Genomic DNA, 20,564 nt, shown 5'->3' with positions numbered 1-20,564 from the left:
TCCTACAGGCCCAGCTCGGCCACCAGCGCCTGCCCGATGGCCCGCTGTTCGGCCAGGATGGCGTGCAGGTGGTGGGGGCGCGTCTTGACATTCGTCATGACCACGCGCAGCACATTGGTCGGGCCTGGGTAGCGCGTCGATTCCAGTACCGTGCGCGAGACAAAGCTGTGGCCCTGCGCTTTTTGCCGGTTTTGCAGTTTGGCGTTGAGCGTGTTCAATTGCTTGTTCAGTTCGGCCGCCGCGTCGACCTGGCCGCTGGCCAGCAAGCTTTCCATGCGCTGGCGCAAGTGCGCCGGCACGTAGCGGTAGGTCAGAATGAAGGTGTCGGAACGGGTGACGAGTTCGAAATCCTGCTGGTCGGCCAAGAGCTGCTGCAACTGGCCGGACAAGGTGGCCGCCTGCTGCAGCAAGGTGGTGTAGCCGGACACGCCCAGCACCTTGAACGAAGTCCACAGCTTCAAGGCGTCGAAGCGGCGCGAGCCTTCCAGCGACGTCTGGCCCAGGTCGCCCGAGTTGTCGCGCAAAATGTAGTTGGCGTTATGTTTCAGCAAGTTCAGGCTGGCGCTGTCCTTGAACAGCACCATGCTTTGCGCCATCGGCACCCACAACAGCTTGTGCCCGTCGATGACGACGGAGTCGGCCAAAGCAATCCCGTCGTACAGCGCGCGGTACTGTTCCGCGATCAGCAGGGCGCCGCCCCAGGCCGCATCCACATGGAACCAGATGCTTTCGCGCGCGGCAATCGCCGCCATGGCGGCCAGCGGGTCAATGGCGCCAGTTTCCGTCGTGCCGGCAATACCGATCATGGCGATGACCTTGATATTGCGCAATTTCAAGTCGGCAATCGTGGTTTCCAGTGCCTGGATGTCAATGCGGTTGTCGCGGTCGACGGCCACCAGGTGCAGGGCGTTTTCACCGAGGCCCAGGGTCGCCAGCGCCTTTTTCACGGAATAATGGCTGCGGGCCGAGCCGATCACGGCCAGCCCCGCGTAAGCTGATTCCTGCATGGCGGCAAACAGGCCCCGCTTGCGCGTGCCGGGCAGTTGCTGTTCCAGCGCCACGGCCAGGGCCGTCAAGTTGCCCATGGTGCCGCCATTGACGACATTGCCCAGCGCGCCGCTGGTGGCGGCCATCGCCTGCGTGTAGACATGTTCGGGCTGCTGGTACACCTGGCGGTGCAGCCAGCCGAGAATCTGCTTTTCGATCAGGGTCGAGACATACGCCGTTTCGATCTTCACCTGATTCTGGTTCAGGGTGGCTGTAAACGCTTCGGCCAGCACGCTGATCCAGGGTAAGGCCTGCGTCATGTGGCCGATGTATTGCGGATGGTTCAGCTGGGCCGTATTGGCCAGCACGGTGGTGTCGAGTTCTTGCAGAAACTCCGCCACGGGCATGCCGTGCGCGGGCAGGCAAGTGTCGGACAGTTGCGTCAGCAGTTCCGCATACGGCGTGTGCGGATACGGCGTGTCGCGCTCGGCGGCCAGCCAGCCGCCCAGCATGCGCAGCGCCTGCTGCAGGGGCGCGGGCGAGCGTTGCAGCGCATCGATGGAAAAATGCTGCTGCAGCAGCTGTTCGATAGGGGTATCGGTCATGGCGCCTTGTCTTCTCTACGGATTGCTGATGCCACGGTGACAAACGAATTGCGCCCAGGCGAAAGCGGGATTTTACCCGACTCCGCCTGGGCGCATCAGTTTGCTATTCCTGCCTGTAATCAGAAGTAGTTGAGACCCAGCGCCGACTTGACTTCATCGGCCGTGCGGGCCGCCACTTCGCGCGCCTTGAAGGTGCCTTCCTTGAGCATCTGGATGACTTGCCCCTTGTCCTTGGCGAATTCTTCGCGGCGGGCGCGGATCGGCGCCAGCATTTCCTGCAAGACCAGGTCCAGGCGCTTCTTGACGATGCTGTCGCCCAGGCCGCCGCGCACGTAATGGGCTTTCATTTCGGCCAGCGCCGCTTTTTCCGGGTCAAACGCATCCAGGTAGGTAAACGCGATATTGCCTTCCAGGTGGCCCGGGTCTTCCACGCGCAGGTGCAGCGGATCGGTATAGACTTTTTTGACGGCGGCCGTGATTTCGGCCGAGGTCGCGCCCAGGTTGATGGTATTGCCCAGCGACTTGCTCATCTTCGCCTTGCCGTCGATGCCGGGCAGGCGGCCGATGTCCGGCACCAGCGCCTTGCATTCCATCAATACTTCGCGGTTGTACATGCGGTTGAAGCGGCGCACGATTTCATTCGTTTGCTCAATCATCGGAATCTGGTCTTCGCCCACGGGCACCACGCCCGCCTTGAAGGCCGTGATGTCGGCCGCCTGGCTGGCCGGGTAGGTCAAAAAGCCGGCCGGAATGTCGCGCTCGAAGCCGCGCAAGCGGATTTCTTCCTTGACGGTGGGGTTGCGCTCCAGGCGCGCCACGGTAACGATGTTCAGGTAGTAAAACGTCAGCTCGGCCAGTTCCGGGATTTGCGACTGGATGAACACTGTCGTCTTGGTCGGATCGATGCCGACGGCCAGGTAATCGAGCGCCACTTCGACGACGTTGCGGTGCACCTTGTCGATGTCATCCATATTGTCCGTCAGCGCCTGCGCGTCGGCCAGCATGATGAATTGCTTGTAGCTGTTCTGGTAGCGGACGCGGTCGCGCAGGCTGCCCACGTAGTGACCCAGGTGCAAGGGGCCGGTCGGGCGGTCGCCCGTCAGGATCACGGATTGCGAAGCGATGGCGGCAGCGGATAGCGGTGCGGCCGGGGCGTTGTCGGTGTCGGGGGTATCGGGGGTATTAAGAGTATTAGGAGTATTAGGCAAGCTCATCAAGTTTCCTTTTGAGCCGCCTGCATCGGGGATGATCCAGGCTCAGCCTGTTACGCCACCGATCGAGGCGGCGTGGATCAAATTCACATCACTATGCAGTGGCCGCGCGAAAGTGAGCGGGACCACCAATTCAAGCAGGCGTGTTGTGACGGGATAAATTTCATGGCGTTATGGTTGCAGTTCGTGCGCGTTCTGTCAAGTTGCGCCCCGATTTATCTGCTGCGCTGCGTCAGAGGCTGGCCTATTGCAGAACTTGCTTTCCGGGTACTATTGCCGTTCGGCCACTTTTGCGTGGCATGAATCATTGGAGAATAGTATGCGCGTGTCGTCCCCCGTCCGGCTCACCGGCCTGGCCCTGGTTATCAGTTCCCTATGCAGCCCCGTGCTTGCTGCGTCCTGGCAGCCGCAAACGCCGCCCATGACGCCCGATATCGGCGCCAAGCTGGTGATGCCCGACCTGAATGACTACGTCAAGCGCGTGGTGATGATCCCCATGCGCGACGGCGTCAAGCTGTACACGGTGATCGTCGTGCCGAAGGGTGCGCAGCGCGCTCCCATTATGCTCACGCGCACGCCCTACAACGCGGCCCGCCGCGCCCAGCGCGCCACCAGCGCCAGCATGCTGGCCACCTTGCCGCAGGGCGACGATACCCTGGTGGAAAACGGCTACATTCGCGTGTTCCAGGACGTGCGCGGCAAGCATGGCTCCGAAGGCGATTACGTGATGACGCGCCCCGTGCGCGGACCGCTCAACAATACCAAGGTCGATAACGTGACCGATGCGTGGGACACCATCGATTGGCTGGCGAAGAACGTGCCGGAAAGCAATGGCAAGGTGGGCATGCTGGGTTCCTCGTACGAGGGGCATACGGTGTTGATGGCCCTGGTCGACCCGCATCCGGCATTGAAGGTGGCCATTCCCATGAGCGCCATGGTCGATGGCTGGCGTGGCGACGACTGGTTCCATAACGGCGCCTTCCGCATGCCGAGCTTGTCTTACCTGGCGTGGCAGACGAGCGTGCGCGGCAGCGCCGAGGCGCCCGTGACGGGCGTCTACGACGACTACGATGCGTATCTGCGCATCGGCTCGGCTGGCGATTACGCGAAGAAATTCGGCATCGACAAGCTGACCTACACGAAAAAGCTGTTCGAACACCCGGCCTATGACAGTTACTGGCAGGAGCAGGCGCTCGATAAAATCCTGGCGAAGCGCCCGCTGATCGTGCCGACCATGCACGTGGTGGGGCAGTGGGACCAGGAAGACATCTATGGTCCCTATGCCTCTTACACGGCGATGGAAGGGCGCGACAAGCGCAACAACCTCAATTACCTGGCCATCGGCCCGTGGCGGCACAGCGGCGTCAACTATGACGGTTCCAGCCTGGGCGCGCTGAAGTTTGACGGCGACACGGCGCGCCAGTTCCGCGAAAAAGTCATGCAACCGTTCCTCAATCAATACCTGAAGGATGGCGCGCCGGATGCGAACACGGCGCCCGTGGTGTCGTACCAGAGCGGCACGAACCAGTGGCAGCGCCTGCAGCAGTGGCCGCTGGCTTGCGATACTTGCGAGACCAAGCTGACGCCGATCTACCTGCAGGACGGTTCCAAGCTGGGCTTTGCGGCGCCATCGGGCGCTGCGGATGCGGCTGAAGGCGCCTTCGATGAATACGTGGCCGATCCGGCGAAACCCGTGCCCTTCGTCGCGCGTCCCGTGCGCCTGAGCGATGGCGATCAGTGGAAGCCATGGCTGGTCAGCGACCAGCGCGGCTATGCGGACCGCACGGACGTGCTCAGCTACGTTTCCGAGCCCTTGAAAACGGCCGTGCGCATCGCCGGCGCACCGATGGTCAACCTGTTTGCCTCCACCAGTGGAACGGATGCGGACTGGGTGGTGAAACTGATCGACGTGTATCCGGACGAAGTACCGTCGCAGCCGGCCATGGGCGGCTACCAGTTGGGCGTGGCGATGGATATCTTCCGCGGGCGCTACCGCGACAGCTTCGAGCACCCGACGCCGATACCGGCGGGCAAGGTGGAGCGCTACCGCTTCGCCTTGCCGAACGCGAATCACGTCTTCCTGCCCGGCCACCGCATTGCCGTGCAAGTGCAGTCGAGCTGGTTCCCCCTGTACGACCGCAACCCGCAAAACTACGTGCCAAACATCTTCCTGGCGGACCCAGGCCATTATAGAAAGGCGACGCAGCGCGTCTACCACGCGGCAGGGGCTGCCAGCGCGATCGAGTTGCCGATAGCGCCGCTCGATGCGCGCTAGCCAGCGCGCATGAGGATGGCGCCCGCCGCGATCAGGCCTATGGACAGGTAGCGGCGGGGGCTGATTTTTTCGCGCAGGAACAGGGCGGCAATGGCGATGGCGAATAAAATCGACGTTTCGCGCAGGGCCGCGATGGCGGCCACGGGCGCCTGCGTCATGGCCCACAAGGCCAGCCCATACGAAGCGAGCGTGCCGAAGCCGCCAACGGCGGCCAGGCGCCATTGCGTTTGCGCATACGCAAGCAAGTCGGTGGGGCGGCGCAACGCCGTCCACAGCAGCAGCCCGCTTCCATTCAAGACAAAAATCCACATGGTGTAGGCGGCTGGCGCGCCGGACAGGCGCACGCCGACGCCGTCGATCAGGGTATAGCTGGCGATGACGCCGGCGTTGCCCAGCGCAAAGGCGGTGGCGCGCCCCGTGTTTGTTGTTGTGCCAGCCGTGGCCGGCAGGCGCGCGGCGAAATAAAGGCCGAAGATGCCCGCGCAGATGCAGGCGACGGCGCCCATCTGCATAGAAGACAGGCGCTCGCCGATCAGCGGCCAGCTGGCCAGCGCCACAAGCAGGGGCGCGCTGCCGCGCATCAGGGGATAGGCAAGGCTCATGTCGCCCGCCTTGTAGGCGGCCGCCAGCAGAGAATAATAGGCCAGCTGTGCCACGGCCGAGGCGGCCATGTAGGGCCAGCTGGCGGGTGCGGGAGCATTGACAAAGGGCAAGACGGCCAGCGAAATCAGGGCTGCGCCCACGGAGACCAGCACCGTGCTGAGAAAGGTATCCTTGCCCGACTTGACGATGGCATTCCAGCCGGCGTGCAGCAGGGCGGCAAACAGGACGACGGCGACGACCAGGCCCGACATGCATGTGTCCTTAGCGCGGACGTATGCTGAGCGAAAGCAGTTCCTGGCGGTGATGGCGCTGGAAGGCGTCCATCAGGGAACTTGAGCGGCCCGCTTTGTCCAGCAGGTCGCGCAGGGTGGCCTGGTCTTCCGCTGTGAGGGACTTGCGCGACAGGTAGACACCGCTCATGCCCCACGGTAGTTCGGGCAGCGCTTCCAGGCGCAGGCGGTCGGCCAGGCCATACACGCGCGCATCGTTCTGCGCCACGCCGGCCAGGATGGTGGGCGCCATGACGGTCGCATCGATGAAGCCGCTTTGCATCAGGCGCGCCACGGAGAGCGCATCGACTTCGTAGAACAAACGTCCCTGGCTGCTCAGCTCTTTCGCCAGCGCCTGGTACGGTGCGCCATAGTCGTAGCCGCGCACCAGCGCCACGCGCAATTCGCGCCGCTCGAGCAGTTCCTGCATGGTGTTGATGGGCGCGCGCGCGCCCTGTAGCGAGATCAGCAGGGGGCGGCTGCCCAACATGGGGATGAACAGGCCATGCTGGTCGCGCCGCAAGGTGCTGCTGGCCGGGATCAGCAAGTCTGCCTTGCCCGCCTCAAACATTGCTTCCAGGCGCGCGCGGGGCACGGCCGTGAAGATGAAATTGCAGCCGAGCTTGGCGCCCATGCTGCGCAGCAAGTCGGGATAGATGCCGCCAATGCTGGCGCCATTCACCACCACGCTGGAGCCGATGGCCGAGATGGGCACCTGGATGTCGCGCGAGCATTGCGCGCCGACCAGCGACGGCAGCGCCAGCGTCAGCATGGCCACGGTTCGGCGCCAGGCGCTGGAATAAAAGTCAGTCATACCCATCCTTGCTCACCATCGAATGCCGGGCGTCGGTAACGCGCGGTTGATTATCCCATTCTCGCCTATTTATTTCTTAAATGCAATGTTACCCCACCGACTACTTTGTGGTGGAAACCATAAGTCTTGCCTGGCGTTGCGCCTTAAAGTAGCGCCAGGCCACCAGGATGCCCAGGGTTTGCATGATGGCGCACAGATAGAAGGTGCTGCCGATGCGCCAATCCTGTGGCGGTAAGTGGCTCACTTCGCCCAGGATCATGCTGCCGAGCAAGGGCATGATGATGATGCCGAGGCTGCTGATCGATTGCAGGGAACCCATCAGTTCTCCCTGCTCGCTGGCGGCCGACGCCTTCGAGATGATGCCTTGCAAGGCGGGGCCGGCGGCAAAGGCCAGCAGGTTGCACAAAATCAACGCATACATCATCCAGCCTTGCGTTGCCAGGCCATACAGCAGGTAGGTGAGGGCGCCCGAGCCCATGCCCAGCAGCGACAGACGCACTTCGCCAAAACGCTTGATCAACATGCCCAGCAAGCCCGCCTGCACCACGGCCGCGCACAGGCCCACGCAGAACAGGGCGATGCCGTTCTGGCGCGGCGTCCAGTCGAAGCGGAAATGCGTGTACAGCACCCAGGTGGTGTTGAGCATCATTTGCGCAAACGTCATCAGGCCGAAGGCCAGCACCAGGCCGCGGATCTCCACGCGGCGCACCAGTTTCAGCAGGGCGGCAAACGGATTGATGCGCGCCAAGGTAAATGGCGCGCGCGGACCCGGCTGCAACGATTCGGGTACGAAGAAATAGCCGTAGATGAAATTGGCGGCCGACAAGCCCGCCGCTACGTAAAACGGCAGGTGCAGATTGATTTCGCCCAGCAGGCCGCCCAGCATGGGGCCGCAAATGAAGCCCAGGCCAAAGGCGGCGCCGATCTTGCCGAAGCTCTTGGCCCGGTTGTCCGGCGTGGAAATGTCGGAGGCGTAGGCAGACGCGACCGACATGCTGGCCGACGAGACGCCGCCGATGATGCGGCCGATGAACAGGCAGGCCAGGTTCGGCGCCCAGCCCGTGGCGAGAAAGTTGACAGCCATGCCGGCCATCGAATACAGCAGCACGGGACGGCGTCCCACGCGGTCGCTGATGGCGCCCAGCATGGGCATGAAGATGAACTGCAGCAAGCCGAAGACGGCCGCCATGATGCCGTACCAGAACGCTTGCGCTTCCTTGCCGCTGACAAAGTCGCCGATCAGGATGGGCAGCACGGGCACCACCAGGCCGATGCCCAGCATGTCGATGAAGACGCAGACGAGGATGAAATTGAGATTGCCTGCGCGCGCGGGCGCGGCGGGGGAGGACGGGGAATGGCTGTCGTGGCTGGTTTTCTCGGACATGCATGCTTTCGGCGCGTTGGTGTTGCGCCGTCGCGTTACAGGTTTCTGCTGACGCGCGGCGCGATAGCTGAGGCTTGCATTATAGACAGCATGCGCGCTGCTGGCTATCGCCACCCATACTAGAGCGGCCCGCCCATTCCGCGGCAAAGGCGGCGCGGAAATCCGTCAGCACGGCCAGGCGCTGTTCGGCCAGCGCGCGGCCCGCCACCGTCTGCATCTTGCCGGGCAGTTTGTCGAGCTTGGTAACAATATGGTCGAGCGCGTATGCCTTGTCGTCGAGTGCGCGATGTTCGGCTAGCGGATCGCTACCATGCGCCAGCGCGCTATCCATGCGCGCCGCCGTATAGAACAGGCGTGCCAGTCCCACGGCCCCCAGCGCGTCGATGCGGTCGGCATCCTGCACGATTTGCGCTTCAATGGTGAGCGGCGGCAAGTTGGCGGAAAAACTGTGGGTCTCGATGGCGTGGGCCACGCCCGCCAATTTTTCTGCCGGAAAATCCAGCTCCGCCAACTGGTGGCAAGCCAGCGCTGCCGCCTGGCGCGAGGCCAAGTGGCGCTCGGGGTGGTTTTTCGGCAAGTTGACCAAGTCGTGCAGATAGCAGGCGGCCATCACGGTGAGGGCATCGGCCTGCGCATGGACTTGCAGCAAGACGCTGGCATTGCGCCAGACGCGCTGCAGGTGGTTGAGGTCGTGGGCGCTGTCGTCGCCCAGGCCGGCCGTGGCCAGTGCCAGCAGGCGTGGTTGCCATTGGGAAAGCAAAGAATGCATGGTTCAACGTCGTAAAAAGCAGGAGCTGCCAGTGTGGCATAAAACGCCGCCGCATGTGGCCGGGAGCCTGGTGCCACGGCGTGCCGCATTTGCCACATAATTGCATTTTGGAAAAGCATCCGCCCGATGATCGCTCTTTTTTAGTGCATGTAAAATTTACATGGGGTAACATTGCCGCACGGAAATTAGAGACATAAGCTAATTGCTAGAAAGTATTTGCAAAAACATACAAGTGGCAGCCATTTTATTGCATTCTGGATGGCTCGTCACATCCAGGGCCCGCGTGTAGCGTGTCATGGCCTGCGCCCCAGGCGAGTTAACGAAAGGATTATCATGAACACCATTTCCAGCGACACTGGCGCAACCGTTGCCAAGGCTGCCGAATACCTGGCTTTTACCCTGGGCCAGGAAGAGTATGGCATCGACATCCAGAAAGTCAGCGAAATCCGCAGCTATGAAACGCCGACCCGCATCGCCAACGCGCCCGAGTTCGTCAAAGGCGTGGTCAACCTGCGCGGCATCATCGTGCCGATCGTCGACATGCGCATCAAGTTCAACCTGGGCACGCCCAGCTATGACCAGTTCACCGTCGTCATCATCCTCAATATCGGCAACCGCGTCGTCGGCATGGTCGTCGACCGCGTCTCCGACGTCACCACCCTGATGCCGGAACAGATCAAGCCGGCGCCGGACATGGGCCGTTCGATCAACACGGAATACGTGATCGGCCTGGGCACCATCGACGAGCGCATGCTGATTCTGGTCGATATTGACCAGCTGATGTCCAGCGCCGACATGGGCTTGATCGAGAAGCTGGCGGCTTAATTTCCTGCTGCCGGTCTTTTTGACTGGGTTTGTCGGAAACAATTGACCCCAAGCATTGTTTGCTTTTTTTGCAAGGCGCACGCTAACGCATTTGCTGGCGCACGGTTCAGCCGAACCGTGCGCCAGTTTCACTTCAGTTTCACTTTTTATGCCCGTTTTGCCATTGCAGCCAGCCCGCACCAGCGCGAAACTGCCAGCCATGTCGCCATGGCATCAGGGCTATTTAGGATAGTCACATGAATTTATTACGCAACGTCAGCATCGGTGTCCGCCTCGGACTCGGCTTTGCCGTGATTTTGCTGTTTTCCATGCTCATTACGGGCATCAGCGTCTGGCGTTTGCACGACGTGGCCAGCGCCACGCGCGTCATGATGAAGCAGCCGCTGGCCAAAGAACGCTATATTTCCGACTGGTACGGCCGCATCGACAGCGCCGTGCGGCGCACGATCGCCATCGCCCGCAGCAGCGACACCTCGCTGAGCGGCTATTTCGCCGAAGAATCGAAAGTCTCGTCGTCCAGCTCGGCTGAGCTGCAAAAGAAGATCGAGGCGCTGATCGACAAACCTGAGGAAAAAGCCATGTTCGCGGGCTTGCTGGAGCAGCGCAAGGTATACATCAGTTCGCGCGACCAGGTCTACAAGCTGAAGGGTGAATCGCAGGTCGACGCCGCCAATGAAGTGTTTGAAAAAACCTTCGTGCCCGCCGCAGCCAAGTACCAGAAGATGGTCTACGGCTTGCTGGAACACCAACGTGCCAACATCGACGCCACCGCGCGCGAGATTGATGACATCGCCAGCACCAGCCGCAACCTGCTGTTATTGCTGTCGACGCTGGCGCTGGTCTTTGGCGTCGTCTGCGCCTGGGTCTTGACGATGGGCATCGTGCGCCCACTGCGCACGGCCGTGGACATCGCCCGCAAGGTGGCCGATGGCGACTTGACGGCGCAGATCGATGCCAGCGCCAAGGATGAAACAGGGCAACTGTTGCAAGCCTTGAAGGACATGAACACCAGCTTGCTCAACATCGTGGGTGAAGTGCGCAGCGGCACGGACAGCATCGCCACCTCGTCGACGCAAATTGCCGCCGGCAACCAGGACCTGTCTTCCCGCACGGAAGAGCAGGCCGGTTCGCTGGAAGAAACAGCCTCGTCGATGGAAGAGCTGACGTCGACCGTGAAACAGAATGCAGACAATGCGCGCCAGGCCAACCAGTTGGCGGCGTCGGCCGCGCAAGTGGCTGTCAAGGGCGGCGAAGTGGTGGCGCAAGTGGTGGGCACCATGCAATCGATCAATACGTCCTCGAACAAGATCGTCGACATCATTTCCGTCATTGATGGCATTGCCTTCCAGACGAATATCTTGGCGCTGAACGCGGCCGTGGAAGCGGCCAGGGCCGGCGAGCAGGGCCGTGGCTTTGCCGTGGTGGCGTCCGAAGTGCGCAACCTGGCGCAGCGTTCGGCCAGTGCCGCGAAAGAGATCAAGACCTTGATCGGCGCGTCGGTGGAGCAAGTCAACGCGGGCAGCATGCTGGTGGCGCAAGCCGGCTCGACCATGAACGATATCGTCGACAGTGTGCAGCGCGTGAGCGACATCATCACGGAAATCACGGCAGCGAGCAGCGAGCAAAGCGTGGGCATCGACGAGATCAACCGCGCCATCGGCCAGATGGATGCTGTGACGCAACAAAATGCGGCTTTGGTGGAAGAATCGGCGGCCGCCGCCGAATCGATGCAGCACCAGGCGCACAAGCTGGCGCAGGTTGTTAGCGTGTTCAAGCTCAATGTGCAGCATGCCGGTGCCAGTGGCTTGAATGGTGTAAAGCCGACGCTGAAACGCCCGGCAGCGCCACAAACTGCCTTGCGCATCGGCACACGCTGATAGCGTCGCGGCTGCCCCGTGCAGCCGCCCCCCCTTTTATATAGTCTGGTTCCGCTTTTTTAGGATATTCACATGAATTTGTTAAGAAACGTCAGTATTGGTGTGCGTCTCGGCCTGGGTTTTGCCGTCATTTTGCTGTTTTCCATGGTCATTACCGGCATCAGCGTCTGGCGTTTGCATGACGTGGCCACTGCCACGCGCAATATGATGGAGCAGCCGCTGGCGAAGGAACGCTATATTTCCGACTGGTATAGCAAGATCGACAGCGGCATCCGCCGCACCACGGCCATCGTGCGCAGTGCCGACACGTCGCTGGGACCGTATTTCGCGGAAGAGGCGAAACAGTCGTCCGTCGTCTCGGGCGAGCTGCAAAAGAAAATCGAAGCTCTGATTTCCGGCCCGCAAGAAACGGAACTGTTCCGCCAGGTCAGCGACATGCGCAAGGTGTATCTGGATGCCCGGGAGCAAGTATCGAAGCTGAAGGCGGCCGGCCAGACGGAAGAGGCGGAGAAAGCCTTCCAGGCCGTCTTCGTGCCCGGCTCGACCAAATACCAGAAAGTCATCATGAACATGCTGGAACACCAGCGCGCCAGCATCGACGCCACCGCGCGCGAGATCGATGCCGTGGCTAAGACCAGCCGCAACCTGCTGCTGGCGCTGGCTGCGCTGGCGCTGGCTTTCGGCGTCGTCTGCGCCTGGGTCTTGACGATGGGCATCGTGCACCCGCTGCGCACGGCCGTGGAAATCGCCCGCAAGGTGGCCGATGGCGACTTGACGGCGCAGATCGATACCAGTGCCAAGGATGAAACGGGGCAACTGCTGCAAGCGTTGAAGGATATGAACACCAGCTTGCTCACCATCGTGGGCGAAGTGCGCAGCGGCACGGACAGCATCGCCACCTCGTCGACGCAAATTGCAGCCGGTAACCAGGATCTGTCTTCCCGCACGGAAGAACAGGCCGGTTCGCTGGAAGAAACAGCTTCGTCGATGGAAGAGCTGACGTCGACCGTGAAACAGAATGCGGACAATGCGCGCCAGGCCAACCAATTGGCGGCGTCGGCCGCGCAAGTAGCTGTCAAGGGCGGCGAAGTGGTGGCGCAAGTGGTGGGCACCATGCAATCGATTAATACGTCCTCGAACAAGATCGTCGACATCATTTCCGTCATTGATGGCATTGCCTTCCAGACCAACATCTTGGCCCTGAACGCGGCCGTGGAAGCGGCGCGCGCCGGCGAGCAGGGCCGTGGCTTTGCCGTGGTGGCGTCCGAAGTGCGCAACCTGGCGCAGCGTTCGGCCAGCGCCGCGAAAGAGATCAAGACCCTGATCGGCGCGTCGGTCGAGCAAGTCAACGCGGGCAGCATGCTGGTGGCGCAAGCCGGCTCGACCATGAATGATATCGTCGACAGTGTGCAGCGCGTGAGCGACATCATCACGGAAATCACGGCAGCGAGCAGCGAGCAAAGCGTGGGCATCGACGAGATCAACCGCGCCATTGGCCAGATGGATGCCGTGACGCAACAAAATGCGGCCCTGGTGGAAGAATCGGCCGCCGCCGCCGAATCGATGCAGCACCAGGCGCACAACTTGGCGCAAGTGGTCAGCGTCTTTAAATTGCATGGCCAGCAGGCCACGGTCAGCGGCTTGAAGGGGGTAAAACGTCCGGCAAGCCAGCCAGCCAAGGCTAGTTTGCAGATTGGCCGCGCTGCTTAATCTTCCGGCGGTAGAGTATCCTCAACCCAGCCGGTGATCGCCAGCTGCGACAGCCGGTCCGCCTCGCCATTCCTGTGGCGCGGAATCCAGCGCAAGCTCACCTCAGTGAATTGCTTCAGCAGGGCCACTACGGTGGCCCTGTGCGTTTCCAGCCCCTTGGCGCCGACCGGCGTCGTGCCCAGCACATCATTGATCACTACCTGGCTATCGCCGTACAGCAGCAACTGCACGGGCAGCGGGCGTACGCTGAGCGCCGCCTGCAGCACGGCCGTCAGGGCTGCATATTCCGCATCGCTGCTGCTGCCATAGCCGGCAGCCTCGCTTACTTCGATGCGCTCGCCGTTCGGTCCCAGCAGCAGGGCACCTATGCCCAGCTTGCCCGGGTTCGGATGGGCGGAACCGTCGAACCAGCCGCGCCAGGCTAGCGGGCCGCCGTGGTCCTGGCGGCTGAGCGCCAGTTGCGCGCGGCGCGCCTGCATCTTTGCTTCCTTGCGCTGTTTGCGTGCCTCTGCCTCCGCCATCATGGCTTGATCAGCAAGGTGTCGATCAGGCTACCTATCCAGCACGCCACCAGCACGCCCACGGCCAGCGTCATGGCGGGGCCGTCATTGGCGGAGAGTCGCTCCACTTTTTCCATGATCAGCTGCACGTCGAGGGGCAGGGCGCCACTGTCGATCTGTGCCATAACTTGGTCCAAGCGTGCCATGATCTGGCGCAATACGAGCGCCAGCGCGACCAGGGCCGGCACGAGGAAGAGGCAGCCGCGTGCTTTGCGGCCTAACAAGAAATGCCCGCTGCCGGGAAACACCAGCGCTGACAGCAGCAAGGCCTGATGACGTTTGGGTATTGATGAAGATGAGGAGGAGCCGCTCATGCGCGCCTTTTGTAGGGGAAAGAGCGTTTCATCATACTATTGCCAGCCGAATTTGCGCAGGTACACGCGTTTCATGAACGTCGTCAGCACGGTGTAGCACACCAGGATGCCCAGCAGCCAGGGGAAATAGCCCAAGGGCAAGGCTTGCAGCTTGAAGTAGGTCGCCAGCGGTCCCATCGGCAGGAACACGCCCACGGCCATGATGGCAGTGGTCGCCACCAGCAGGGGCACGGAAGCGATGCTGTCGATGAAGGGCAGCTTGGGTGTGCGGATCAGGTGCACGATCAGGGTTTGCGTCAGCAAGCCGACGACGAACCAGCCGGATTGGAACAGGGTCTGCTGTTCCGGTGTATTCGCGCCAAACACATGCCACATCAAAACAAACGTGCTGATATCGAAGATCGAGCTGATGGGGCCGAAAAACACCATGAAGCGGCCGATGTCGCGTGGGTTCCAGGTCAAAGGCTGCTGGATCAGTTCGGCGTCGACATTGTCGAAGGGAATGGCGATCTGCGACACATCGTACAGCAGGTTTTGCACCAGCAAGTGCAGCGGCAGCATGGGCAGGAAGGGCAGGAAGGCGCTGGCCACCAGCACGGAAAATACATTGCCGAAGTTTGAGCTGGCCGTCATGCGGATGTATTTGAGCATGTTGCTGAAGGTGCGGCGGCCCTCCAGCACGCCTTCTTCCAGCACCATCAGGCTTTTTTCCAGCAGGATGATGTCGGCCGCTTCCTTGGCGATATCGACGGCCGAATCGACGGAAATGCCGATGTCGGCCGCGCGCAGGGCGGGCGCGTCGTTGATGCCGTCGCCCATGAAGCCGACGATGTGGCCATTCCCGCGCAGCGCGCGCACCAGGCGCTCCTTGTGCAAAGGGCTGAGCTTGGCAAACACGGTATTGTCTTCGGCTGCTTGCGCCAGGGTGGCGTCATCCATGTCGTCCAGTTGCGGGCCTTGCAGCACGCCATGCACGGCCAGACCCACTTCGCGGCAAATCTTCGCCGTCACCAGGTGGTTGTCACCCGTCAAGACTTTCACGGTCACGCCATGTGCCGCCAGCGCGCGCAGGGCGGGTGCCGTCGATTCCTTCGGCGGGTCGAGGAAGGCCACGTAGCCGATCAGGGTCAGCGCCGTTTCATCGGCCACGCCGTACACGGTTTTGTGCGGTGGCACTTCCTTGACGGCCACGGCCACCACGCGCAAGCCTTCCGTATTGAGACCATGCGTGGTTTCCAGCACCTTGTCCAGCAGGGCTGCATCGAGCGCAATATTCACGCCGCCCAGGCGCAGATGGCTGCAGGCGGCGAGGATTTCCTCGACGGCGCCCTTGCAGATCAGCTCATGGTGATCATTCTTTTCGGAAACGACGACGGACATGCGGCGGCGCACGAAATCGAAAGGGATTTCATCGACTTTGAGGTAATCGCGGGCCAGCTGCATTTCCGTCTGCAATTCCACATGGTCGAGCACGGCGCGGTCGAGCAGGTTTTTGAGGCCCGTCTGGTAATGGCTGTTCAGGTAAGCGAATTGCAGCACTTCATCGGACGGTTGGCCGAACACATCCGTATGGCGCTCGAGCACGATCTTGTCCTGCGTCAAGGTGCCTGTCTTGTCGGTGCAGAGCACATCCATGGCGCCGAAGTTCTGGATCGCATCGAGGCGCTTCACGACGACTTTCTTTTTCGACAGTTTTACGGCGCCCTTGGCCAGGGTGCTGGTGACGATCATGGGCAGCATTTCCGGCGTCAGGCCGACGGCCACGGACAGGGCAAACAGGAACGCTTCCATCCAGTCGCCCTTGGTCCAGCCGTTGATCAGGAACACCAGCGGCGCCATCACGAGGGCGAAGCGGATCAGCAGCCAGCTGACGCTGTTCACGCCCGCTTCAAACGCGGTCGGCGTGCGCTCGGTGGCCGTCACGCGCGTGGCGATGGTGCCGAAATACGTGCGGTTGCCCGTGGCCAATACCAGCGCCGTTGCCGCGCCCGAGATCACATTCGTGCCCATGAACAGCAAATTGGCCAGTTCCATGGGGTCGCGGCCCCCGCTGTCGGCCAGCTCGGCCATCTTTTCCACCGGCAAGGATTCACCCGTCATGGCGGCTTGGCTGACGAACAGGTCTTTTGCGGAAAGCAAACGGCAATCGGCAGGGATCATGTCGCCGGCCGACAGCACGATGATGTCGCCCTGCACCAGCTGGCGGATCGGCAGCTCGATCTGCTGGCCATTGCGCAGCACGGTGGCTGTATTGCTGACCATGGCTTTCAGGCGCTCGGCGGCGCGGTTCGAGCGGCCTTCCTGCACGAAGCGCAGCAGGGTCGACAAAATTACCATGGTGCCGATGACGATGGTGGCCTTCGGATCTTCCGTCAGGTAGGACACAATCGCCAGCACGGTGAGCAGCAGGTTGAACGGATTCTTGTAGCACAGCCACAGATGCTGGTACCAGGCCAGCGGTTTTTCATGCTCGACTTCATTCGGCCCCGTTTGCGCGCCGATGACTTGCGCCTCGGCATCGCGCAAGCCTTCCAGGCGCGTATGCAGGCGGTTCAGGGCGCTGTCCAGGTCTTCATGGGCGGCGGCCAGCAACTGGCGCGCCAGGTGGTCGGGCACGGGGCGGGCCGTGCTGTTTTCCAGCGGCATGGCGCGGCGGCGGAAATGGCCGGCCGTATGGCGTTTGCGCAGGAATGATTCGAATAAGCGGGTGAAGAGATTCATGGCTCTTCCTTTCACGACGAGGTGTTGACGGGCGGCGCAGCCGCAGGCAAGACTTGCGTGCCGCCAAAACACAATAGTGCTGGCGGGCAATCCGGGTCAGTAGCCGGTCACGATCGGAAAGAGGGGGAGAGAGCGCAGCCGGACTGGCTGCGCGGGACACCGCACCTTGCTCAGCAAGGCACGGAGGAAATAAAGTTCCGCGTTGCTTGCTGTTTAGCTGCCGAGGCAATCACCGAGACAAGATCGGCTACTGTCACTAGAACAAGTACCCACGTGGGACTCCGTAAAATGAATAATGCACGGATGATAAAAGTGCATGCCGACAAGGTCAAGCAAAGATCGTCTACATTACCGAAGCGTAATGTAGACCGGTTCTTGGTCAACGGTTTCTGCTGGCGTTCGTCCTGGCTGTGATTGTTATAATCGAAGGAAACCGTCATGTTCGACGAAGAGGCAAGCAGGCAGGCCCATGAAAGGCATTGGTCATATGGCACGACTCAGAGAGATCAGGGTAGTTGAAACACCACTGAGCTATTCCAACCAGCGAGCCTGGTCTTTCCATCCGAGCGCGCATCATGTGCGGCAGTTGCTGGTGCATTTTTTGCCGCCCGATTTCATCCTTGATGGCTCTTCGCTGCTGTCCGTCATCTTCGGCGAAAAACCGGCTGACGTGGCGCAGCGCAGCCAGCTGCTGGGCTGCACCAGCTATTACGTGGATGACTTCGATATCGGCGCCTACATGGCCTGTTCCCCGTCCGAACAGCAAGAGCGCATGCTGCTGGAACTGACCACGGTGTTGGTCCGGCTGGCAAGTGATGCGGGTGCGGATGTCGAGGCCGTCAATCAAGCGGCACACTGTGTGCGCGACTGCGAGTTTGCACTCTACATTCCGGTGCGCAAATTATGGCGCTCGTCGCCGGACAAACAATATCGCGTCGAAGTCTACCGATGCCTGGGCCCTGCCATCGGCGAGGTGTGGCAAGCCCATCTCGTCGACAAAGCCGGAAAACCATTGGCTGTCGACGGCATCACCAACACGCCAGGCTACCTGGACCGTACCTCCCACTTCAGCAAGTCCCGCTGGGACGGCACGCTGTTTCAGATTGTGCACACCGCGATGAATTCCGTCGTCTATAGCCTCGATACGCCTGGTTGACCATCCTGGCTCAGGGCGCTTTTTAGCCGGCTTTTCCGGGTTGAATTTCATCGAGCAGATCACGGAATTGATCTTCCAGCCTTGCGTGGTGCGTACCAGCTGCCAGGCTTCCTTGCCCCAATTCGCTGTACAGCAGCTTAATGAAACTGGCCTTGTCCTTGTTGATCTGGCACAGGCGGAATGTTTCCACCAGTTACTGGCGGTCGGTCTGCGATGGTGCGGCGTGGACGGTGAACGCGCCGCACTGCAGAAGGGCAAGCAGGCTCGATTTTATGAAGGCTTGCCGGTGGTTAAAGAAAGCGAATCGGACAGAATCTGCCACAAGGCCGCGTGGCGTTGCTGCAGCGCGGCGCCGCCTGCATAGATCAGCTCCACGTGCAAGCTGTCAACGATACCGAGGTAGGCTTGCGCATACAGGTCAAGGCGCGGGAGCGGCAGGGCCGGTGCCATGCGGCCCAGGCTGGCCATGTAATGCCGCTGCAATTGCGCCAGCAAGGCTTCATAACCCGTGCCGATTTCGATGCGCAAGGGCGCGGGCGGCAGGTAGGCTGTGCGCAGCAAGAAGCGCAAATGGGCCGAATCGGCATAGCGCTGCGCCATGCGCTCGCAGTACAGGGCGCCGGCCTGCTGGCCGCCGGGCGCCGCCAGCGCCGCTTCATCGGCAAAGCAGCCTTGCATGAAGGCTTGCTCTTCGGCCAGCGCGTCGGAAAACACGTCGAGGAAGAGGGCGTCCTTGCCGGCGAAATGGGAATACAGCGACGCCTTGCGCATGCCCGCCTGCTCGGCGATGTCGCTGAGGGACGAGGCATCGTAGCCGTGTTCGGAAAAGTGCACGACGGCGACGGCACAGATATTATCGGCCGAGGCCGAGCGTTTTTTCATCATTGGGGTGATAGTGAGTGAGGCGTCAGTGCGCTCCCAGGCTGGTGGCATGGACCGGATGGACGCGCGCAGTGGCCAGGGTCAGCCATGATACCAGCAGGCCGGCCACGGTCAAGAACAGCAGCCAGGGCAGCGGCCCCCGTTCGGACAGGCTGGCCGCCAGCGGCGTGGACAGGGACGACAGGGTCATCTGGATGGCACCCAGCAGGGCGGCCGTGGAACCGAGCGCGCGCTGTTGCGAACCCATGGCCATGGCCATCAGCGCCGCTTCGGCGATGCCCAGGCCAAACAGGGCCACGAACATGCCTGGCACGACGGCGATGATGCCGAAGCCCGCCCAGGCACCCAGCAGGGCCAGCACGGCGCCGCCCAGCATGGCGGCGCTGCCCGCCACGCTCAGGCGCGCCACGCCGTACTTTTCCACCAGGCGGCCGCTGGCCATCGCACCGAGCAGCACGGCCACGCCCGTGGCGCCGAACACCAGGCCGAAGCTGTCGGCGGACAGGCCGAAATCGCGCTGATACACGAGCGCCGCGCCGCCGATATACGCAAACAGAAAGAAGAAAGTGGCGGACAGGGCCAGCGCGGGCAGCAAAAAGGCGCGGTCCAGCGCGATGCGCGCATAGGTGCGATGCAGGCCGCGCGGCGGGACGCGACGGGAGCGAGGCAGCGTTTCCGGCAGGAACAGTGCGCTATTGAGCAGGGTCAAGGCGCCCAGCGCGGCCAGGGCCAGCATCACGGCGCGCCAGCCGTAATGTGCGTCGAGCAAGCCGCCGACGGCGGGCGCCAGCACGGGCGCCAGGCCCACGATGGTCATCAAGAGGGCAAACAGCTGCGCCGCCTGCACGCCATCGGCCACGTCACGCACCATGCTCATCACCACCACCAGGGTCAGCGCCGCGCCCAGGCCCTGCAGCGTGCGCGCCAGCAGCAGGGTGGTCAATTGATCCGCCTGCGCCGCCCACACGGCAGCAAGAATGTACACGGCGATGCCGGTCAGCAGCGGATAGCGTCGGCCCAGCATGTCCGTCAGCGGGCCGCACAGCAGTTGTCCGCCGCCCAGGGCCAGCAGGAAGACGGTCAGGCTCAGTTGCATATTCGCATATGAGGTGTGCAGCTCACGCGCCATGGCAGGCATGGAAGCCAGGTACATGTCGATGCCTGCCGGACCGAGCACGGCCACCAGGGCCAGGGACGCCGCCAGCCCAAGACTGGCGGCGGGGAGGGTGGTTTGCTGCTGCATTACGTTTCCTTCGTATCGTCAAAAAAACGGGGCATGGACGCCGCCGGGTTTTTTATTGTACACTTACTGCCTACCGGTAGGTAGCCATTATTTTGACACAACTGACCAAGGATGAATGATGACGATGCGAGAAGATTGGATGATAGTGGCGCCAGCCGCGCGGGGAGAGACGGCATGACGGAAGTGGGAATTTCGCTCAGCGGCGTGGCCGCCGCGCTATTGTTTGCCGCCTGGAGTTCGCACCGCGCCCGCTGCGAGCGGCGCGATGTCGTGTGCCTGACGATACTGGGCACGGTGCTGGGGTTGCCGGGGGCGGTTTTGCTGGCACTATAAAGCGGCGCATAAAAAAACGGCAGACC

18 protein-coding genes are annotated in these 20,564 nt (G+C 62.0%); 6 read left to right on the top strand and 12 right to left on the bottom strand.

What is annotated here, in order from left to right; translation table 11 throughout:
* Window positions 1-2 precede the first annotated feature (2 nt).
* Window positions 3-1,592, bottom strand: coding sequence for a pyridoxal-dependent decarboxylase (locus tag ACP7DE_RS15375; protein ID WP_426072909.1), 1,590 nt, complete (start codon window positions 1,590-1,592; stop codon window positions 3-5).
* A gap of 119 nt (window positions 1,593-1,711) precedes the next feature.
* Window positions 1,712-2,806: a tryptophan--tRNA ligase gene (gene trpS, locus ACP7DE_RS15370; RefSeq protein ID WP_426072908.1), complete on the bottom strand. Its 1,095-nt coding sequence runs from the start codon at window positions 2,804-2,806 to the stop codon at window positions 1,712-1,714.
* Between the two features lie 316 nt (window positions 2,807-3,122).
* Here trpS and ACP7DE_RS15365 point away from each other — a divergent pair, with 316 nt between their 5' ends.
* Window positions 3,123-5,078, top strand: a complete 1,956-nt coding sequence (locus tag ACP7DE_RS15365; RefSeq protein WP_426072907.1) for a CocE/NonD family hydrolase — start codon at window positions 3,123-3,125, stop codon at window positions 5,076-5,078.
* On the opposite strand, the gene ACP7DE_RS15360 is transcribed toward ACP7DE_RS15365, so the two are convergent.
* The 4 genes from ACP7DE_RS15360 to ACP7DE_RS15345 all read right to left on the bottom strand — a co-directional run bounded on the left by ACP7DE_RS15360 (window position 5,075) and on the right by ACP7DE_RS15345 (window position 8,917).
* The gene (locus ACP7DE_RS15360) at window positions 5,075-5,932 is read right to left on the bottom strand and encodes an EamA family transporter (RefSeq protein ID WP_426072906.1); all 858 of its coding nucleotides are present in this window, start codon (window positions 5,930-5,932) and stop codon (window positions 5,075-5,077) included. The two genes, ACP7DE_RS15365 and ACP7DE_RS15360, sit on opposite strands and share 4 nt — an antisense overlap.
* Window positions 5,933-5,942: 10 nt before the next feature.
* Window positions 5,943-6,764: a substrate-binding periplasmic protein gene (locus ACP7DE_RS15355; RefSeq protein WP_426072905.1), complete on the bottom strand. Its 822-nt coding sequence runs from the start codon at window positions 6,762-6,764 to the stop codon at window positions 5,943-5,945.
* A gap of 100 nt (window positions 6,765-6,864) precedes the next feature.
* Complete coding sequence (locus ACP7DE_RS15350) at window positions 6,865-8,148, bottom strand: TCR/Tet family MFS transporter (RefSeq protein WP_426072904.1); 1,284 nt, start codon at window positions 8,146-8,148, stop codon at window positions 6,865-6,867.
* 79 nt (window positions 8,149-8,227) lie between these two features.
* Entirely contained in the window at window positions 8,228-8,917 is a 690-nt protein-coding gene (locus ACP7DE_RS15345; RefSeq protein ID WP_426072903.1) for an HD domain-containing protein, read from the bottom strand.
* Between the two features lie 333 nt (window positions 8,918-9,250).
* Between ACP7DE_RS15345 and ACP7DE_RS15340 the strand changes: the two genes are divergently transcribed.
* From ACP7DE_RS15340 to ACP7DE_RS15330, 3 genes are all read left to right on the top strand, one after another.
* Complete coding sequence (locus tag ACP7DE_RS15340) at window positions 9,251-9,742, top strand: chemotaxis protein CheW (protein ID WP_035818113.1); 492 nt, start codon at window positions 9,251-9,253, stop codon at window positions 9,740-9,742.
* A gap of 236 nt (window positions 9,743-9,978) precedes the next feature.
* Window positions 9,979-11,619 carry a methyl-accepting chemotaxis protein gene (locus ACP7DE_RS15335; protein WP_426072902.1) on the top strand — a complete coding sequence of 547 codons (1,641 nt, stop codon included), beginning with the start codon at window positions 9,979-9,981 and terminating at the stop codon, window positions 11,617-11,619.
* Between the two features lie 72 nt (window positions 11,620-11,691).
* A complete protein-coding gene (locus tag ACP7DE_RS15330) occupies window positions 11,692-13,329 on the top strand; it encodes a methyl-accepting chemotaxis protein (protein WP_426072901.1) in 1,638 nt (545 codons plus the stop codon).
* Here ACP7DE_RS15330 and ACP7DE_RS15325 read toward each other — a convergent pair.
* The 3 genes from ACP7DE_RS15325 to mgtA are packed head-to-tail and all read right to left on the bottom strand — an operon-like array spanning window position 13,326 to window position 16,924.
* Window positions 13,326-13,853 carry a ribonuclease HI family protein gene (locus tag ACP7DE_RS15325; RefSeq protein WP_426072899.1) on the bottom strand — a complete coding sequence of 176 codons (528 nt, stop codon included), beginning with the start codon at window positions 13,851-13,853 and terminating at the stop codon, window positions 13,326-13,328. The genes ACP7DE_RS15330 and ACP7DE_RS15325 overlap by 4 nt on opposite strands.
* Window positions 13,850-14,203, bottom strand: coding sequence for a hypothetical protein (locus tag ACP7DE_RS15320; protein ID WP_426072898.1), 354 nt, complete (start codon window positions 14,201-14,203; stop codon window positions 13,850-13,852). The genes ACP7DE_RS15325 and ACP7DE_RS15320 overlap by 4 nt, the downstream gene beginning before the upstream one ends.
* Before the next feature lie 36 nt (window positions 14,204-14,239).
* Window positions 14,240-16,924 carry a magnesium-translocating P-type ATPase gene (mgtA, locus tag ACP7DE_RS15315; RefSeq protein ID WP_426072897.1) on the bottom strand — a complete coding sequence of 895 codons (2,685 nt, stop codon included), beginning with the start codon at window positions 16,922-16,924 and terminating at the stop codon, window positions 14,240-14,242.
* 469 nt (window positions 16,925-17,393) lie between these two features.
* Here mgtA and ACP7DE_RS15310 point away from each other — a divergent pair, with 469 nt between their 5' ends.
* Window positions 17,394-18,080, top strand: a complete 687-nt coding sequence (locus tag ACP7DE_RS15310) for a hypothetical protein (protein ID WP_426072896.1) — start codon at window positions 17,394-17,396, stop codon at window positions 18,078-18,080.
* Window positions 18,081-18,102: 22 nt separating this feature from the next.
* Here ACP7DE_RS15310 and ACP7DE_RS15305 read toward each other — a convergent pair whose 3' ends face one another.
* The 3 genes from ACP7DE_RS15305 to ACP7DE_RS15295 form a co-directional block, all read right to left on the bottom strand.
* Window positions 18,103-18,270, bottom strand: a complete 168-nt coding sequence (locus ACP7DE_RS15305) for a hypothetical protein (protein ID WP_426072895.1) — start codon at window positions 18,268-18,270, stop codon at window positions 18,103-18,105.
* An 80-nt stretch (window positions 18,271-18,350) separates the two neighbouring features.
* Entirely contained in the window at window positions 18,351-18,965 is a 615-nt protein-coding gene (locus tag ACP7DE_RS15300) for a TetR/AcrR family transcriptional regulator (RefSeq protein WP_426072894.1), read from the bottom strand.
* 22 nt (window positions 18,966-18,987) lie between these two features.
* The gene (locus tag ACP7DE_RS15295) at window positions 18,988-20,205 is read right to left on the bottom strand and encodes a Bcr/CflA family efflux MFS transporter (protein ID WP_426072893.1); all 1,218 of its coding nucleotides are present in this window, start codon (window positions 20,203-20,205) and stop codon (window positions 18,988-18,990) included.
* A gap of 174 nt (window positions 20,206-20,379) precedes the next feature.
* Here ACP7DE_RS15295 and ACP7DE_RS15290 point away from each other — a divergent pair, with 174 nt between their 5' ends.
* Window positions 20,380-20,538, top strand: coding sequence for a hypothetical protein (locus ACP7DE_RS15290; protein WP_426072892.1), 159 nt, complete (start codon window positions 20,380-20,382; stop codon window positions 20,536-20,538).
* Window positions 20,539-20,564 lie beyond the last annotated feature (26 nt).

This window comes from Janthinobacterium sp. DSP2-3-3, from assembly GCF_049897325.1.
In the GTDB taxonomy this organism is placed as follows: domain Bacteria; phylum Pseudomonadota; class Gammaproteobacteria; order Burkholderiales; family Burkholderiaceae_D; genus Janthinobacterium.
The sequence above is the reverse complement of the archived record's forward strand: the minus strand, read 5'-3'. Positions and strand labels throughout refer to the sequence as shown.

Bases quoted from the DNA above. Each gene is read 5' to 3' on its own strand.
- trpS (WP_426072908.1), bottom strand. From the start codon at position 2,806: ATGAGCTTGCCTAATACTCCTAATACTCTTAATACCCCCGATACCCCC.
- ACP7DE_RS15325 (WP_426072899.1), bottom strand. From the start codon at position 13,853: ATGATGGCGGAGGCAGAGGCACGCAAACAGCGCAAGGAAGCAAAGATG.
- ACP7DE_RS15360 (WP_426072906.1), bottom strand. From the start codon at position 5,932: ATGTCGGGCCTGGTCGTCGCCGTCGTCCTGTTTGCCGCCCTGCTGCAC.
- ACP7DE_RS15375 (WP_426072909.1), bottom strand. From the start codon at position 1,592: ATGACCGATACCCCTATCGAACAGCTGCTGCAGCAGCATTTTTCCATC.
- ACP7DE_RS15290 (WP_426072892.1), top strand. From the start codon at position 20,380: ATGACGGAAGTGGGAATTTCGCTCAGCGGCGTGGCCGCCGCGCTATTG.
- ACP7DE_RS15310 (WP_426072896.1), top strand. From the start codon at position 17,394: ATGAAAGGCATTGGTCATATGGCACGACTCAGAGAGATCAGGGTAGTT.
- ACP7DE_RS15320 (WP_426072898.1), bottom strand. From the start codon at position 14,203: ATGAGCGGCTCCTCCTCATCTTCATCAATACCCAAACGTCATCAGGCC.
- ACP7DE_RS15350 (WP_426072904.1), bottom strand. From the start codon at position 8,148: ATGTCCGAGAAAACCAGCCACGACAGCCATTCCCCGTCCTCCCCCGCC.
- ACP7DE_RS15330 (WP_426072901.1), top strand. From the start codon at position 11,692: ATGAATTTGTTAAGAAACGTCAGTATTGGTGTGCGTCTCGGCCTGGGT.
- ACP7DE_RS15340 (WP_035818113.1), top strand. From the start codon at position 9,251: ATGAACACCATTTCCAGCGACACTGGCGCAACCGTTGCCAAGGCTGCC.
- ACP7DE_RS15355 (WP_426072905.1), bottom strand. From the start codon at position 6,764: ATGACTGACTTTTATTCCAGCGCCTGGCGCCGAACCGTGGCCATGCTG.
- ACP7DE_RS15295 (WP_426072893.1), bottom strand. From the start codon at position 20,205: ATGCAGCAGCAAACCACCCTCCCCGCCGCCAGTCTTGGGCTGGCGGCG.
- mgtA (WP_426072897.1), bottom strand. From the start codon at position 16,924: ATGAATCTCTTCACCCGCTTATTCGAATCATTCCTGCGCAAACGCCAT.
- ACP7DE_RS15345 (WP_426072903.1), bottom strand. From the start codon at position 8,917: ATGCATTCTTTGCTTTCCCAATGGCAACCACGCCTGCTGGCACTGGCC.
- ACP7DE_RS15335 (WP_426072902.1), top strand. From the start codon at position 9,979: ATGAATTTATTACGCAACGTCAGCATCGGTGTCCGCCTCGGACTCGGC.
- ACP7DE_RS15300 (WP_426072894.1), bottom strand. From the start codon at position 18,965: ATGATGAAAAAACGCTCGGCCTCGGCCGATAATATCTGTGCCGTCGCC.
- ACP7DE_RS15365 (WP_426072907.1), top strand. From the start codon at position 3,123: ATGCGCGTGTCGTCCCCCGTCCGGCTCACCGGCCTGGCCCTGGTTATC.